The 15,684-nt window shown below is 70.2% G+C and carries 11 protein-coding genes; 4 read left to right on the forward strand and 7 right to left on the reverse strand.

The genetic code is table 11. The annotated features are described in order from the left end of the window. Nucleotides 1–232: 232 nt before the first annotated feature. Nucleotides 233–1,999 carry a proteasome ATPase gene (gene arc / locus ACFYZ3_RS05970; RefSeq protein WP_127893094.1) on the reverse strand — a complete coding sequence of 589 codons (1,767 nt, stop codon included), beginning with the start codon at nucleotides 1,997–1,999 and terminating at the stop codon, nucleotides 233–235. Nucleotides 2,000–2,244: 245 nt separating this feature from the next. Here arc and ACFYZ3_RS05975 point away from each other — a divergent pair, with 245 nt between their 5' ends. Beyond that, nucleotides 2,245–2,550 carry a ferredoxin gene (locus tag ACFYZ3_RS05975; protein ID WP_388514265.1) on the forward strand — a complete coding sequence of 102 codons (306 nt, stop codon included), beginning with the start codon at nucleotides 2,245–2,247 and terminating at the stop codon, nucleotides 2,548–2,550. 74 nt (nucleotides 2,551–2,624) lie between these two features. Here ACFYZ3_RS05975 and ACFYZ3_RS05980 read toward each other — a convergent pair whose 3' ends face one another. The 3 genes from ACFYZ3_RS05980 to ACFYZ3_RS05990 form a co-directional block, all read right to left on the reverse strand. Then, nucleotides 2,625–3,215, reverse strand: coding sequence for a hypothetical protein (locus tag ACFYZ3_RS05980; protein WP_388514266.1), 591 nt, complete (start codon nucleotides 3,213–3,215; stop codon nucleotides 2,625–2,627). Nucleotides 3,216–3,436: 221 nt separating this feature from the next. Continuing rightward, on the reverse strand, nucleotides 3,437–4,339 hold the full coding sequence (locus ACFYZ3_RS05985; protein WP_388514267.1) for a tRNA (adenine-N1)-methyltransferase: 903 nt from the start codon (nucleotides 4,337–4,339) through the stop codon (nucleotides 3,437–3,439). Nucleotides 4,340–4,397: 58 nt separating this feature from the next. Next, a complete protein-coding gene (locus tag ACFYZ3_RS05990) occupies nucleotides 4,398–6,140 on the reverse strand; it encodes a site-2 protease family protein (RefSeq protein WP_388514268.1) in 1,743 nt (580 codons plus the stop codon). A gap of 171 nt (nucleotides 6,141–6,311) precedes the next feature. Between ACFYZ3_RS05990 and ACFYZ3_RS05995 the strand changes: the two genes are divergently transcribed. After that, the gene (locus tag ACFYZ3_RS05995; RefSeq protein WP_388514269.1) at nucleotides 6,312–7,301 is read left to right on the forward strand and encodes a RecB family exonuclease; all 990 of its coding nucleotides are present in this window, start codon (nucleotides 6,312–6,314) and stop codon (nucleotides 7,299–7,301) included. A gap of 16 nt (nucleotides 7,302–7,317) precedes the next feature. Next, nucleotides 7,318–7,989 (forward strand): response regulator transcription factor, encoded by a 672-nt coding sequence (locus tag ACFYZ3_RS06000; protein WP_003977171.1) that lies wholly within the window; start codon nucleotides 7,318–7,320, stop codon nucleotides 7,987–7,989. Nucleotides 7,990–8,092: 103 nt separating this feature from the next. Here ACFYZ3_RS06000 and ACFYZ3_RS06005 read toward each other — a convergent pair whose 3' ends face one another. The 3 genes from ACFYZ3_RS06005 to metH all read right to left on the reverse strand — a co-directional run bounded on the left by ACFYZ3_RS06005 (nucleotide 8,093) and on the right by metH (nucleotide 14,480). Continuing rightward, nucleotides 8,093–9,697: an ABC transporter substrate-binding protein gene (locus ACFYZ3_RS06005; protein WP_388514270.1), complete on the reverse strand. Its 1,605-nt coding sequence runs from the start codon at nucleotides 9,695–9,697 to the stop codon at nucleotides 8,093–8,095. Between the two features lie 443 nt (nucleotides 9,698–10,140). Beyond that, nucleotides 10,141–10,842 carry an HAD family hydrolase gene (locus ACFYZ3_RS06010; RefSeq protein WP_388514272.1) on the reverse strand — a complete coding sequence of 234 codons (702 nt, stop codon included), beginning with the start codon at nucleotides 10,840–10,842 and terminating at the stop codon, nucleotides 10,141–10,143. Between the two features lie 125 nt (nucleotides 10,843–10,967). Further along, nucleotides 10,968–14,480, reverse strand: coding sequence for a methionine synthase (gene metH / locus ACFYZ3_RS06015; RefSeq protein WP_388514273.1), 3,513 nt, complete (start codon nucleotides 14,478–14,480; stop codon nucleotides 10,968–10,970). Nucleotides 14,481–14,882: 402 nt separating this feature from the next. Here metH and ACFYZ3_RS06020 point away from each other — a divergent pair, with 402 nt between their 5' ends. Then, nucleotides 14,883–15,647: an IclR family transcriptional regulator gene (locus tag ACFYZ3_RS06020; RefSeq protein ID WP_003977167.1), complete on the forward strand. Its 765-nt coding sequence runs from the start codon at nucleotides 14,883–14,885 to the stop codon at nucleotides 15,645–15,647. Nucleotides 15,648–15,684: the final 37 nt, after the last annotated feature.

Genomic DNA, 15,684 nt, shown 5'->3' on the forward strand with positions numbered 1-15,684 from the left:
GCGGCCCTCCTTGCCCGGCGGCGCCCGTAGTGGGCGCCGCTCAAGTACCGCTGGCGCTCCGATGCGTGTGCGGTGCCCGTCCCCGCACTGCGCGACTCGGCGGTATGGAAGAGCCTAGAACGCCTTTGCGCTGGCGGGGAGATCATTTGCGTCATTGCCTTGCTCCAGCCGGGGCTCCGGAAAACAGTCGGCTGCGGGTACCCGGTGTGGGCACCCGCAGCCGCCCCGCGTTTTACAGGTACTGACCGGTGTTCGCCACCGTGTCGATGGAGCGTCCGGTGTCCGCGCCCTGTTTTCCGGTGACGAGCGTACGGATGTACACGATCCGTTCGCCCTTCTTTCCGGAGATGCGGGCCCAGTCGTCGGGGTTGGTGGTGTTGGGCAGGTCCTCGTTCTCCTTGAACTCGTCCACGCAGGCCTGGAGGAGGTGGGAGACGCGGAGTCCCTTCTGGTTCTTGTCGAGGAAGTCCTTGATCGCCATTTTCTTGGCGCGGCCCACGATGTTCTCGATCATGGCGCCGGAATTGAAGTCCTTGAAGTAGAGGACTTCCTTGTCGCCGTTGGCGTAGGTGACTTCCAGGAAGCGGTTTTCCTCGGATTCGGCGTACATCTGTTCCACCGCGGTCTGGATCATGCTGGAGACGGTGGCGGCCTTGTCCTTCTCGTGCTCCGCGAGGTCGTCGGAGTGGAGGGGGAGGCGTTCGGTGAGGTACTTGCCGAAGATGTCCTTGGCCGCTTCGGCGTCCGGACGTTCGATCTTGATCTTCACGTCGAGCCGGCCGGGCCGCAGGATGGCGGGGTCGATCATGTCCTCGCGGTTGGAGGCGCCGATGACGACCACGTTCTGCAGGCCTTCCACGCCGTCGATCTCGGCGAGGAGCTGGGGGACGATGGTGTTCTCCACGTCCGAGCTGACGCCGGAGCCGCGGGTGCGGAAGAGGGATTCCATCTCGTCGAAGAAGACGATGACGGGGGTGCCCTCGCTGGCCTTCTCGCGGGCCCGCTGGAAGACGAGGCGGATCTGCCGCTCCGTCTCGCCGACGTATTTGTTGAGGAGCTCGGGGCCCTTGATGTTGAGGAAGAAGCTCTTGCCGGCGGCCTGGCCGGTGACCTCGGCGACCTTCTTGGCCAGCGAGTTGGCGACGGCCTTGGCGATGAGCGTCTTGCCGCATCCGGGGGGCCCGTAGAGCAGGACGCCCTTGGGCGGACGCAGCTCGTGCTCCCGGAAGAGGTCGGGGTAGAGATAGGGGAGCTCGACCGCGTCGCGGATGGCTTCGATCTGTCCGCCGAGGCCACCGATCTGCTCGTAGCCGATGTCGGGGACCTCTTCGAGGACGAGTTCTTCGACCTCGCTCTTGGGGACGACCTCGTAGACATAGCCGGAGCGGGGTTCGAGCAGGAGGGCGTCGCCGGGGCGGATGGTGAGTCCGCGCAGGGGTTCGGCGAGCCGTACCACCCTTTCCTCGTCGGTGTGGCCGAGTACCAGGGCGCGCTCGCCGTCCTCGAGGATCTCCTTGAGGGTGACGATGTCGCCGACGCTCTCGTACTCCATGGCCTCGACCACGTTGAGTGCTTCGTTGAGCATCACTTCCTGGCCGCGCCTCAGCTCGTCGAGCTCGACGCTCGGGCTGACGTTCACCCGGAGTTTGCGGCCGCCGGTGAAGATGTCGGCGGTGCCGTCCTCGTTGGCCTGCAGGAAGACGCCGAAGCCGGCGGGCGGCTGGGCCAGCCGGTCGACTTCTTCCTTGAGGGCCACGATCTGGTCGCGGGCCTCGCGGAGTGTGCCGGCGAGTCGTTCGTTCTGGGCGGACACGCCGGCCAGGTTGGTCTGCAGTTCGACGATCCGCTCTTCGAGAATTCTCGTGTGTCGCGGAGATTCGGCGAGCTTGCGTCGCAGGACGGCGATCTCCTGCTCAAGGTAGGCCACCTGCCCGGCCGGGTCCTCGGACCCGCGTCCCGGGCGGATGCCGCGGTTCATGTCGTCGTCGTGGGCTGCCACGGTCCTCACCTCCTCCAAGGGGAGCTGGACGCTTCCAGACCCTACCTGGGTGGGTGTCGATTGAAACCCCTAGATCACAAAGACTGTCGGGGTGTGTCCGATCTTCACCCTTGCGCTCTCCCTCACGCCAGGGGAATACCCACGGAACGTGGGGGGAACCCCGGCGGGGGTAGGGTCGAAGTGTTCAACACCCGTCAGAGCTGGCCGGATTCCCGAACGGCTCGGCGCAGGAAACGGCAGGAGAGATGAGCGTGCAGCAGGAGGCCGTTGTCGACGGCGAGGCTCTGGAGGTCTGGATCGACCAGGACCTGTGTACCGGCGACGGCATCTGTGCGCAGTACGCGCCCGAGTTGTTCGAGCTGGACATCGACGGTCTGGCCTACGTGAAGGGCGCGGACGACGAGCTTCTGCAGGCCCCGGGGGCGACAACGCCCGTGCCGCTGACGCTTCTCACGGATGTGGTGGACTCGGCGAAGGAGTGTCCGGGCGAGTGCATCCACGTGCGTCGCGTTTCGGACAGGGCCGAGGTCTACGGCCCGGACTCAGAGTGACCAAAATGTGACTTGGCGCGTACGTTCCGTGACTGCTGTCTGGTGCGTCACACCGTCTGTCCCGGGGGCGCCGGTCACACGGTGCGTGCCTGTGAGGGCGTGTCGCTGACGAACGCGCCGTTCTTCCACTGCCACTTCACGTCGTCGGTCACGTCGGGGCAGCAACTGGGCACGTCGGGCGAGGAGTAGCCGAGGAGCTTGGCGCGGACGACGCCGTCGCGCACCGAGAGTTCGGTGGCCGTGCGGCGGTCCTTGGGATCCACGAGGGTGGCCACGACTCGGGGCTTGCCGCCGTCGGTGTCCCGTGTGATGACGTACACGCCGTCGGGCGGGGTGCCCATGGGTGCGTCGCAGTGCACGGCGGCCACGGTTTCGGGGCGGCCGTCGCCGTCGAGGTCGCCGGAGGCCTTCTTGTGCACCAGGGCCTTGACGGGGCCGCATTCCAGGGGGAAGGCCACGGTGGCCGGGTCGGGCGGCGCGATGTGGGCGGGGGCGCTCTTCGGTCCGGAGGCCGCGGCCTTGTCGGCGCTCTGGGCGGCCGTGGCGGCGTCGGGCTGGAGGACCGAGGACAGGGCGACCACGCCCGCGACGGCCGTGGCGGTGGCGACCCAGTGGATCGGCCGGGTGTGGGTGTGCGAGAGATCCGGAACGGCGGGGTGCTGCACGAGGAGTGTCTCCTGTGAGGGCTGTGCCGGTGGGGGTGGCCAGCATCGTGCCACACGTCACAGTGCGGGGGAACGGCGGGGTGGGTATGCGTTCCGATTTCCGTGCGGGCTCTCGTCCCGTCGGGTGGTCGCCGTCAACGCGTCGACGCCGTGGTGCGGTTCCGGCCATGTCCCGGAACTGCACCACGGCGTCTGTACGTTGTACGCGGCACGGGGCCGCCTCAGCGGCCGGAGCCTCCGCCGGCGTTGGGGCCGTCGTAGTCGTCGCCGTAGGCACCCTTGGCGGGGCGGCGGCGGCGCATGGGCGGCTCGACGCCGTCGGCGAGGCGGCGGGCGGTGAGCAGGAAGCCGGTGTGGCCGATCATCCGGTGGTCGGGACGGACGGCGAGGCCCTCCACGTGCCAGTTGCGGATCATCGTCTCCCAGGAGGTCGGCTCGTTGAAGCAGCCGATCTCGCGGATGGACTCGACGGTCCGGGCGAGCTGGGTGGTGGTGGCGACGTAGCAGCACAGGATGCCGCCGGGCACGAGTGCCTTCTTGACGACGTCAAGGCACTCCCACGGGGCGAGCATGTCGAGGATGACGCGGTCGACGTCGGTGTCGGACAGGTTGTCCTGGAGGTCGCCGACGGTGAGCTGCCAGGCGGGGTGCGGGCCGCCGAAGTAGCGCTGGACGTTCTGCTGGGCGATCTCGGCGAAGTCCTCGCGGCGCTCGTAGGAGTGCAGCATGCCGTGGTCGCCGATGGCGCGCAGCAGGAAGCTGCTGAGGGAGCCGGAGCCCACACCGGCCTCCACGACGCGTGCGCCGGGGAAGATGTCGGCGAAGGCGAGGATCTGCCCCGCGTCCTTCGGGTAGACGACGGCTGCCCCTCGGGGCATGGAAAGGACGTAGTCGGGGAGCAGGGGGCGCAGCGCGAGGTAGGCGACGTTCCCGGTGGTGCGGACGACGCTGCCCTCGGGAGCACCGATCAGTTCGTCGTGGGGGAAGGAACCCTTGTGGGTGTGGAAGTTCTTCCCGGCCTCGAGCGTGAACGTGTAGTGGCGGCCCTTGGGGTCGGTCAGCTGAACCTGGTCCCCGACCTTGAAGGGCCCGCGCCTGCGGGCGGCACCGGTCGGTTCGGACATGTGACCAGCCTACCGGTCCCCGGCCGGGCCTCCGACCACCGCTTTGGGGCAGGGGTGCTCAGGAGGGGCGGGCCATGGCCTTGACGAAGGCGCGTTCCACGTCGGCCGCGGACAGGACGCCGTAGATCTCGCCGGTCTCCTCGACGACGAGGTATTCGGTGGCCGGGTTGGCGCGCAGGGCGTCCAGGAGTTCCTCCCCGGACAGTTCGGCGGAGACGCGCATGCCGTCGGTGAGGTCCTGGGCGAGGGTGCTGACCGGTACCCAGGGGCGGCGGTGCTCGGGTACGCCGACGATGGCGGCCTCCCGGACCAGGGAGGCGGGGGTGCCTTCGCCGTCGACGACGACCAGGGCGCGGGCGCCGGAGGCGTTGGCGCGGCGCAGGGCCTCGGAGAGGGGGGTGTCGGCCTGGACGGGGACCGCGCGGCGGGTGAGGGCGCGGGCGCGCAGTTCTGGGAGGTGTTCGCGCAGGCGGGCCATGCGGAGGCTGTTTCCGGCGCCGGTCCAGATGATCGCGGCGAGGATGGCGGCGAGCAGGGCGTCCATGACGGTGTCCATGCCGACGTCGTCCGCGGCGTCGCTGCCGAGGGACTGGGTGAGCAGCGGCAGGCCGATCAGTACGGCGATGGCGAGGGCGCGGCCGACCCAGGCGGCGGCGATCGTTCCGCTCATGGGTTTGCCGGTGAGCTTCCAGACGACGGCGCGGAGCATGCGGCCGCCGTCGAGGGGGAGGCCGGGCAGCAGGTTGAAGACGGCCACGATGAGGTTGGAGACCATCAGGCCGGCCAGCAGCACGCCGGCGACGCTGTCGGGCTCCACGGGCAGCAGGGCGGCGTAGAAGACGCCGGACAGGACGAGGGAGAGAAGGGGGCCGACGAAGGCCAGGACGAATTCGCGGCCGGGGGTCTCTGCTTCCTTCTCGATCTCGGAGACGCCGCCGAAGAACTGGAGCTGGATGCGGCGGACGGGGAGCTTGAAGCGGAGTGCGGCGACGGTGTGGGCGAGTTCGTGGACGAGGACGGAGGCGTAGAAGGCGACGGCGAAGAAGAGGGAGACCAGGTAGCGGGCGGCGCCCAGCTCGGGCAGTACGCGGTCGAGCTGGCCGCCGAACACCCAGGTGATCAGGATGGCGACCAGGAACCAGCTGGGGGCGACGTACACGGGCACGCCGAAGGGCCGGCCCATGAGCAGCCCGCCCCCGGGTTCCGGTCGGCGCTGCGGCGGCTTGCCCGGCCCGCCCGCGCCCTCGGTGTGGGCCTCGGCGCGGGGGTGGTGCGGGGCACCGGTGCCGTGAGCGGCGTGCCGGGGGCCTGCGGCCGGTTCGGGGCGCCTGGGGGGCTCTGGGGCTTCGGGGGCCTGGGGGGCGTGGGGGGCTTCGGGGGCCTGGGGGGCTTCGGAGGGGCGGTCGCCGTCCAACGGCGATGGGGGCCGGGCGTCCGTGTCGCGCCGGCCACCGTCACTCGGCTCCGGTTGCCGCCCGGTCACGGCATCCGGGGCGCCCCGGCCGGGCTCGCCTGGTACGGCGGGGTGTCCCCCGGGGGCCTCCCCCGGCCCGGGGGGCGTCGGCTCCCGCGAATCCGGCGTCCGGGAGTCAGGGGCCTCGCGGCCCGGGGTTTCGGCGCCCGGGGTTTCGGAGTCCCGGGTTTCGGCCCCGCGCTTCTCGGGGCCCGTGGTCGTCGGACCGGTGGGTCCCGGGTCTGCGGAGTCGGTGGGACCGGCGGCCGGGGCCGTGGGATGTGCCTGGGGCTCGGCCGACTCGTCGTTGCCGGACCGCGGCTGCCCGCTCCCGCCGCTCACGTCCACGGTGTCCCCTCGTTCGAAGCGTCTCCCGCCTGCGGACGGGAGGGTCTCGTGTCGATGGTATGCGTCCGTCGCCGCCCGTTCCGCTCCGGCACCCCTCTGCTTCCCATCCGTCACACGGGTCACGCCTGCGGACTGGGTCGTTGTCAGTGGCCGGCCGTAAGGTCTGGGGGCATGGAGACGAGTACCGAGGATGTCGCGGAGGACACCGGCGGACCAGTCCGGCCGGCGGCGGCGGTGGCGGACGCGGCGGTGGTGCCGGGGACTCCGGCGCCGGAGACGGCGGTCGTGGCCGCCCCGCCCGCACCTGCGGCGACAGCGCCCACCTCGCTCTCGCCCTCCCGGGCCGGTGACTTCATGCAGTGCCCGCTGCTGTACCGGTTCCGGGTCATCGACCGGCTGCCGGAGAAGCCCAGCGAGGCGGCGACCAGGGGCACCCTGGTGCACGCGGTGCTGGAGCGGCTCTTCGACGCCCCGGCGGCCGAGCGCACCGCGCCGACGGCGAGGGCACTGGTCCCCGGTCAGTGGGACCGGCTGCGGGAGAGCAGGCCGGAGGTCGGTGAGCTGTTCGCGGACGACCCGGAGGGCGAGCGGCTGGCGCGGTGGCTCTCCGAGGCGGAGCGGCTCGTCGAGCGCTGGTTCAGCCTGGAGGACCCGAGCCGGCTGGAGCCCGCCGAGCGGGAGCTGTTCGTCGAGGCCGAGCTGGACTCCGGGCTGCGGCTGCGCGGCATCATCGACCGGGTGGACGTGGCCCCCACCGGCGAGGTGCGGATCGTCGACTACAAGACGGGCAAGGCGCCCCGGCCGCAGTACGCGGAGGGCGCGCTGTTCCAGATGAAGTTCTACGCGCTGGTGGTGTGGCGGCTGAAGAAGGTCGTCCCGCGGCGCCTCCAGCTGGTCTATCTCGGCAGCGGCGACGTGCTCACCTACGACCCCGTCCTGGCGGACCTGGAGCGGGTCGAGCGCAAGCTGCTGGCGCTGTGGGAGGCGATCCGGCTGGCGACCGAGACGGGTGACTGGCGGCCGCGTCCCACGAAGCTGTGCGGCTGGTGCGACCACCAGGCGCACTGTCCGGAGTTCGGCGGCACTCCCCCGCCCTACCCGCTGCCGGTGAGGGCGCCCGACTCCGGCGCCGTCGGGCAGGGCAGAATGGGGCCGGACTAGCGAGAAGGAGACTTACGTGGCCATCCGCGTCCTACTGGTCGACGACCAGCCGCTGCTGCGCACGGGCTTCCGGATGATTCTGGAGGCGGAGCAGGACCTCGCGGTCGTCGGCGAGGCCGGAGACGGCCTCCAGGCGCTCGACCAGGTGCGGGCGCTGCAGCCCGATGTGGTGCTGATGGACATCCGCATGCCGCGGATGGACGGTGTGGAGGCGACCCGGCAGATCACCGGGCCGGAGCGGGACGGTCCGGCGAAGGTGCTGGTGCTGACCACCTTCGACCTGGACGAGTACGTGGTGGAGGCACTGAAGGCGGGCGCCAGCGGTTTTCTGCTCAAGGACGCCCCGGCCAACGAACTGGTGCAGGCGATCCGCGTGGTGGCGAACGGCGAGGCGATGCTCGCGCCGAGCATCACCCGGCGGCTGCTCGACAAGTACGCCACGCACCTGCCCTCCGGGGACGAGCCGGTGCCGGACACCCTGCACACGCTCACGGACCGTGAGGTCGAGGTGCTGAAGCTGGTGGCCCGCGGGCTGTCCAACGCGGAGATCGCCGCGGATCTGTTCGTCAGCGAGACCACCGTCAAGACCCACGTGGGGCATGTGCTGACCAAGCTGGGCCTGCGGGACCGGGTGCAGGCGGCGGTGTACGCGTACGAGAGCGGTCTGGTGCGTCCCGGCGCGCAGTAGCCGCGCTCCGCACACGGGCGCGCTCCGCGGCCGGTGCACCACGCGAAGGGCGCCCTCTTCCGGACGGGAAGAGGGCGCCCTTCGGGCTTGTCCGGTGCCGGCGTCAGCCGCTCACGCCCCGGCCCAGCTCCCACAGCTGGAGCGAGGAGGAGGAGTTGAGGAGGTAGGCCGTGCCGGTGACGTCGTCGCGGGTGGCGACGTACTGCTTGCCCTGCCAGAGCGGGATCAGCGGGACGTCCTTGGCGGTGATGTCCTGGATCTCGGTGAGGGTGTCCACCGCGGAGAGCCGGTCGGCCTCGCCGCGGGAGGCGGGGATCAGGTTGTTGATGATGTCCGCGTTGGAGTACGGGATGTTGAGGGTGTTCTTCTTGTCGAGGAACGGCGCGATGAAGCTGTCCGCGTCCGGGAAGTCGGGGAACCAGCCCATGCCGAAGACGTCGTACTCGCGCGCCCGCTCCGCCTTGTGGAACTTCTCCCAGGGCGTGCCCTTGATGTCGACGTCGAACAGACCGCTGTCGTTCAGCTGCTTCTGGAGCTGCTCGAACTCCGGCTTGGTCGCGGCGCCGTAGTGGTCCGTCGTGTAGTCCAGCGTCAGCTTGACCGGCGTGGTGATGTCCGCGTCCTCCAGCATCGCCTTCGCCTTGGCGACGCTGGGGTCGCCGTACTTGTTGAAGAACGAGTTGGAGTGGCCGGTGATGCCGGCCGGGACCATCGAGTACAGCGGTTCGGCCTGGGATCCGTAGACCGCGGAGACGAGTTCGCTGCGGTTGATGAGCTGGGCCATCGCCGTGCGGACGGCCTTGTCCTTGACCGTCGACGCGTCCGTGTTGAAGGCGAGGTAGCGGATTTCGAGACCGGCCACCTCGACGAGGTCGACGTCGCCGTCCGTGGCCTTGGAGAGGCTCTGGACCTGTTCCGGCGTCATCGCGCGGGTCATCACGTCGATGTCGCCCTTGTCGATGGCGTCGCCCATGGTCTCGGCGTCGGCGAAGGACACGAGTTCGACCTTGTCGTTGTTCACCTTGAGACTCCCCTTGTAATTGGGGTTCTTGGTGAACACGGCCTTGGTCATCTCCTCGCCCTTGACCTCGGCCTTCATCGTGTACGGGCCCGAGCCGGTCAGCTCGAAGCCGTCACGCAGCTTGTCCTTCTCGTAGTCCTTCGGGTTGACGATGCCGGCGACCGGTGTGGACAGCTTGAACGGGAAGGTGGCGTCGGCGGTGTTGAGGTGGAAGATGACCTCGCGGTCGCCCTTCGTCTCGACGGTGTCGACCGTGGAGAGGATGGAGGCGACCTCGGTGTCGGCGTCGATCTTCCGGACGCGCTCGATGGAGTACTTCACGTCCTCCGCGGTGACGGGGTCGCCGTTGGCGAACTGCAGGCCGTCTCGCAGGGTGCAGGCGTAGCGCTCGTTGCCGGTGTCCGTGAATCCGCACTGCTGCGCGGCCTCGGGCACGGGTTCGCCGTCACCGCGGGGCAGCACCATCAGCGTCTGCGAGGTCTGGCGCATGATGTTCCAGGCACCGACGTCGTAGGCGTACGCCGGGTCGAAGGGCGCGGTGATCTCTTTCGAGACGCTGAACCCGTCCGTGGTGCCGACCGCGATCGCGTCCCCGTCGCCGCTGCCGCTGTCCGATCCTCCGCAGGCGGCGAGCACCGGCGCGAGCAGGCCGACGACGGCCGGCAGCACCAAAGTCTTGCGGTTCATGCTCGAGTTTCTCCAGAGCTGTCGGTCCGTGTATCCGGCATGCAGGGGTGTCGCGGCGGATCACGGGGGTAGTGGCCGATGTTCTCGCGACGAGATTAGTCCGCGCCCGCACGGGTCCTCGCAGCCACCGGAGTTGAGGGCTCATCACGGAGCGAAACCGGGTGTGGACACACCGAAAACCCGACAGTGGAAGGATTCGTGCAGGGTTTCACCAATCAGGACACAAAGGCTCCTCGACAACGTTCGCCAGGCCGGAAGCAGCACACCTGATCCCCGCTGTCGACCCCTGTTCGCGTGGCGAACATCACAGCTGGTCTTCGGCCGCCGCTGCTGGAATTCGGCCATCCGGGGCGGTGGAAATGGTCGGTGAACATCCGTCGGGTCGCGCCGCGCGGCCCTTCCCGGAATTGCCGCGCCAACGCCGCCGCACGCTTGGTGAACGGCTAGTGCATTCGGGTCATCAGACCGCGCAGAAATGTCAGGTCGACCTCTTCCAGGGAGGCGACCACCGTGCGCCGGGCGGCCGGGGTGATGGGGGCGACCGAGGGCACCGCCACGACGTGGCAGCCGGCGGACTCCGCGGCGGCGACACCGGTCGCGGTGTCCTCCACGACGGCGCACCGGGCCGGGTCCACGCCGAGTCCGGCCGCGGCGGCCAGGTAGGGGTCGGGGTGCGGCTTGGTGCGCGGCACCTCGTCCCCGGCGACGGTCAGGGCGAAGTGCTGGGGACCGAGCGAGGTGAGTACGCGGTCGATGATGCGGCGGTGCGAGGCGGAGACCAGGGCCGTGGGGATCTCGTGCGCGGACAGCTCGGCGAGCAGCCGGGCGGCGCCGGGCATGAGCGGCAGGTCACGGCCGATGCGCTGCTCGAAGCCGTCGTTGAGCAGGACGCTGAGCTCGGCGAGGGTGATGTCGGCGCCGGTGGCCTCGATGAGGAAGCCCGCGCTGCGGGTCATGGGGCCGCCGACCACGACGTGGCGCCAGGAGTCGTCCAGGGTGTGGCCGAGGGAGGCGAAGACCTCCAGCTCGACGTCCCACCAGAAGCCCTCGGTGTCCACCAGGGTGCCGTCCATGTCGAGGAGCACCGCCTGCAGGGCGGAGCCCTCGGCCGTACGGGTTCCGAGCGCGGGGACCGTGCTGGTCATCCACGTACCTCCTTGAGGGACGATCAGGCCGGCTCCCACGAAGGGAGCCGGCCTGCGGTGGACCGACCAGTGTACGTCGTGCGGGGCGCGAACGCCTGGTGAGACCCGGGAGGCCCTGCGGGGCCTCAGCGGGCGTTGAAGTACTTGGCCTCCGGGTGGTGGATGACGATGGCGTCGGTGGACTGCTCGGGGTGGAGCTGGAACTCCTCGGAGAGGTGGACGCCGATGCGCTCCGGCTCGAGGAGGGCGGCGATCTTGGCGCGGTCCTCCAGGTCGGGGCAGGCTCCGTAGCCGAGGGAGAAGCGGGCGCCCCGGTACTTCAGGGCGAACATGTCCTCCATCTCGGCCGGGTCCTCCCCGGCGAAGCCGAGTTCGGAGCGTACGCGCGCGTGCCAGTACTCGGCGAGGGCCTCGGCGAGCTGTACGGACAGGCCGTGCAGTTCGAGGTAGTCGCGGTAGGCGTTGGCCTCGAACATCCGGGCCGTCTCCTCGCCGATGCGGGAGCCGACGGTGACGACCTGGAAGCCGACGACGTCGATCTCGCCGGACTCCTCCGGGCGGAAGAAGTCGGCCAGGCACAGGCGCCGGCCGCGGCGCTGGCGGGGGAAGGTGAAGCGGGTGCGTTCGTTGCCGTCGTCGTCGAGGACGATCAGGTCGTCGTCCTTGGAGACGCAGGGGAAGTAGCCGTAGACGACGGCCGCCTCCAGCAAATTGTCCGTCTGGAGCCGGTCGAGGAGACCGCGCAGCCGCGGCCGGCCCTCGGACTCGACGAGTTCCTCGTAGGAGGGTCCCTCGCCGGTGCGGGCCTGCTTGAGGCCCCACTGGCCCTTGAAGAGGGCGCCCTCGTCGAGCCAGGAGGCGTACTCCTTGAGCTGGATGCCCTTGACGACGCGGGTGCCGCGGAAGGGCGGCGTGGGCACCGGGTTGTCGGTGGCGACGTCGGAGCGGACGTGCCCTTCCTCGGGACGCTCGTCGATCTCGACGGTGGCGGCCCGCACGCGGCGCTGCTTCAGTTCCGGCAGCTTGGCGCCGGGTACGCCGCGTTTGATGCCGATGAGGGCGTCCATCAGGCGCAGGCCTTCGAAGGCGTCGCGGGCGTAGCGGACCTCGCCGTCGTAGATCTCGTGGAGGTCCTGTTCGACGTAGGCCCTGGTGAGGGCGGCGCCGCCGAGGATGACGGGGTAGTCGGCGGCCAGCTTGCGCTGGTTGAGCTCCTCCAGGTTCTCCTTCATGATCACCGTGGACTTGACGAGGAGACCGGACATGCCGATGACGTCGGCCCTGTGCTCGTCGGCGGCCTCCAGGATCGCGGAGACGGGCTGCTTGATGCCGAGGTTGACGACGTTGTAGCCGTTGTTGGACAGGATGATGTCGACGAGGTTCTTGCCGATGTCGTGGACGTCGCCGCGGACCGTGGCCAGCACGATGGTGCCCTTGCCGTCGTCGTCGGTCTTCTCCATGTGCGGCTCCAGGTGGGCCACCGCGGTCTTCATGACCTCGGCGGACTGGAGCACGAACGGCAGCTGCATCTGACCGGAGCCGAACAGCTCGCCGACGACCTTCATGCCGTCGAGCAGGGTGTCGTTGACGATGTCGAGCGCCGGACGCTCCCGGAGGGCCTCGTCCAGGTCCTGCTCCAGGCCGTTCTTCTCGCCGTCGATGATGCGGCGCTTGAGGCGTTCCTCCAGCGGGAGGGCGGCCAGCTCCTCGGCCTTGGAGGCCTTCAGCGACTTGGCGGTGGCACCCTCGAAGAGCTCCATGAGCTTTTGCAGGGGATCGTAGCCCTCGCGGCGGCGGTCGTAGATCAGGTCGAGGGCGGTGGTGACCTGCTCCTCGTCGAAGCGGGCGATCGGCAGGATCTTGCTCGCGTGCACGATGGCCGAGTCCAGGCCTGCCTTGACGCATTCGTCGAGGAAGACGGAGTTGAGCAGGATGCGGGCGGCCGGGTTGAGGCCGAAGGAGATGTTCGACAGGCCGAGCGTGGTCTGCACGTCCGGGTGGCGCCGCTTGAGTTCCCGGATGCCCTCGATGGTGGCCAGGCCGTCCCCCCGGGACTCCTCCTGGCCGGTGCAGATGGTGAAGGTCAGGCAGTCGACGAGGATGTCGGACTCGTGGATGCCCCAGTTGCCGGTGAGGTCGTCGATGAGCCGTTCGGCGATCTCGACCTTCTTCTCGGCGGTGCGGGCCTGTCCCACCTCGTCGATGGTCAGCGCGATCAGCGCGGCGCCGTGCTCGCGCGCGAGCTTCGTGACGCGCGCGAACCGGGACTCGGGGCCGGCGCCGTCCTCGTAGTTGACCGAGTTGATCACCGCGCGGCCGCCGAGCTTCTCCAGGCCGGCCCGGATGACGTCGACCTCGGTGGAGTCCAGCACGATCGGCAGCGTGGAGGCGGTGGCGAACCGTCCGGCCAGTTCCTCCATGTCGGCGACGCCGTCCCGGCCGACGTAGTCGACGCAGAGGTCGAGCATGTGCGCGCCTTCGCGGATCTGGTCGCGGGCCATCTCGACGCAGTCGTCCCAGCGGCCGTCCAGCATGGCCTCGCGGAACTTCTTCGAACCGTTGGCATTGGTGCGCTCGCCGATGGCCAGGTAGGAGGTGTCCTGGCGGAAGGGCACGGTCTGGTAGAGCGAGGCGGCGCCGGGCTCGGGGCGCGGGTCGCGTGCGGTGGGGGCGGTGTCCCGGACCCGCTCGACGACCTGGCGCAGGTGCTCGGGGGTCGTGCCGCAGCAGCCGCCGACCAGGGACAGGCCGTACTCGCGGACGAAGGTCTCGTGCGCGTCGGCCAGCTCGGGGGCGGTCAGCGGGTAGTGGGCGCCGTCCTTGCCGAGGACGGGCAGACCGGCGTTGGGCATGCAGGTCAGCGGGATGCGGGAGTGCCGGGCGAGGTAGCGCAGGTGCTCGCTCATCTCGGCGGGTCCGGTGGCGCAGTTCAGGCCGATCATGTCGATGCCGAGCGGCTCCAGCGCGGTGAGCGCGGCGCCGATCTCCGAGCCGAGCAGCATGGTGCCGGTGGTCTCGACGGTGACGGACACGATGAGCGGCAGGTCGAGGCCCAGGGCGTCCAGGGCGCGCCGGGCGCCGAGCACGGAGGCCTTGGTCTGGAGCAGGTCCTGCGTGGTCTCCACCAGCAGTGCGTCCGCGCCGCCCGCGACCAGGCCCTCGGCGTTGCGCTGGTAGGCGTCGCGCAGGACGGTGTACGGGGCGTGGCCGAGGGTGGGGAGCTTGGTGCCGGGGCCCATGGAGCCCAGCACCCAGCGCTGCCGGCCGTCGCGGGCGCCGAACTCGTCGGCGACCTCGCGGGCGACGCGTGCGCCGGCCTCGGACAGTTCGTGGACGCGCTCGGGGATGTCGTACTCGCCGAGGGCGGAGTGGTTGGCGCCGAAGGTGTTGGTCTCGACGCAGTCGACACCCGCCGCGAAGTACTCCTCGTGCACCGAACGCACGATGTCGGGGCGGGTCAGGTTCAGGACCTCGTTGCACCCCTCCAGCTGCTGGAAGTCGTCCAGCGTGGGGTTCTGGGCCTGGAGCATGGTGCCCATGGCGCCGTCGGCGACCACCACGCGGGTGGCGAGGGCCTCTCGGAGGGCGGACACGCGGGTGCGGGTGTCGGCGGGCGGGGTGGATGGCGACGAGGCCATGAAAGGGCTCCCTAGGATGCGACGGCTGTCGGCTTTGCCTCTGCCCGGTGCCGCCCGTCGCGGACGTCCCCGGGGAGAACGCACGCCGTCAGGGTAGCCGGGACCGGAGGCCGATGGTCAGGGCGTCCACGAGACGGACGAGGATGGCGGGGCGAATACCCGCCGAACGGACGAGCTTCCCCTGCCCGGAACGTCCCGCTCCGGCGGTGATCCGCGCCCGGTGCGCGTGCGCGGTGCACGCGACTCGTGCGGAAGTCCGCGGTCACCGGGAGGTGGCCGAAGTGCAACAGTTGCCCGCCGACCATTGGCGGGAGGTCGGCATGGACCGGTAGTGTTCGGCATTGCCGAACGACGTCAGCGACGCCGAGGTCGGCAGTCGAAGGGGACGGAGGCAGTACGTCGATGGCACGGAACATCCAGTCGCTCGAGCGGGCGGCCGCCATGCTGCGCCTGCTCGCGGGCGGCGAGCGGCGGCTCGGCCTGTCGGACATCGCCTCGTCGCTGGGTCTGGCCAAAGGCACCGCGCACGGCATCCTGCGCACCCTCCAGCAGGAGGGGTTCGTGGAGCAGGACGACGCCTCCGGGCGCTACCAGCTGGGCGCCGAGCTGCTGCGCCTGGGCACGACCTACCTTGACGTGCACGAACTGCGGGCCCGCGCCCTGGTGTGGACCGACGACCTGGCCCGCTCCAGCGGCGAGAGCGTCCACCTCGGGGTCCTGCACCAGCAGGGCGTCCTGATCGTGCACCACGTCTTCCGGCCCGACGACAGCCGGCAGGTCCTGGAGATCGGGGCCATGCAGCCGCTGCACTCCACGGCGCTCGGCAAGGTGCTGTCGGCGTACGACCCGGTCGCGCACAGCGAGGCGCTGGAGGCCGACCGCAAGGCGTTCACGGACCGGACCGTGTGCGAGCCGGACAGCTTCGAGCACGTCCTGGACATCACGCGCGCGCGTGGGTACGCCGCCGACGTCGAGGAGACCTGGGAGGGCATCGCCTCCATCGCCGCCCCCATCCACGACCGCCGGCGGATGCCGGTCGGCGCGGTCGGCATCACCGGGGCCGTGGAGCGGCTGTGCCGGGAGGGCGAGCTGCGGCCCGAGCTGGTCGCGGCGGTGCGGGACTGCGCCCGCGCGGTGTCGCGGGACCTGGGTGCCGGGCGGTTCTAGGGCACCCACGGGCCGGCGCGAGCCGACACGGGCCGAC

This window comes from Streptomyces sp. NPDC001599, from assembly GCF_042893535.1.
GTDB lineage: Bacteria > Actinomycetota > Actinomycetes > Streptomycetales > Streptomycetaceae > Streptomyces.

Coding starts and splice junctions, on each gene's coding strand:
- ACFYZ3_RS05975 (WP_388514265.1), top strand. CDS start 2,245: ATGAGCGTGCAGCAGGAGGCCGTTGTCGACGGCGAGGCTCTGGAGGTC.
- metH (WP_388514273.1), bottom strand. CDS start 14,480: ATGGCCTCGTCGCCATCCACCCCGCCCGCCGACACCCGCACCCGCGTG.
- ACFYZ3_RS05985 (WP_388514267.1), bottom strand. CDS start 4,339: ATGTCCGAACCGACCGGTGCCGCCCGCAGGCGCGGGCCCTTCAAGGTC.
- ACFYZ3_RS05995 (WP_388514269.1), top strand. CDS start 6,312: ATGGAGACGAGTACCGAGGATGTCGCGGAGGACACCGGCGGACCAGTC.
- ACFYZ3_RS06005 (WP_388514270.1), bottom strand. CDS start 9,697: ATGAACCGCAAGACTTTGGTGCTGCCGGCCGTCGTCGGCCTGCTCGCG.
- ACFYZ3_RS06020 (WP_003977167.1), top strand. CDS start 14,883: ATGGCACGGAACATCCAGTCGCTCGAGCGGGCGGCCGCCATGCTGCGC.
- ACFYZ3_RS06010 (WP_388514272.1), bottom strand. CDS start 10,842: ATGACCAGCACGGTCCCCGCGCTCGGAACCCGTACGGCCGAGGGCTCC.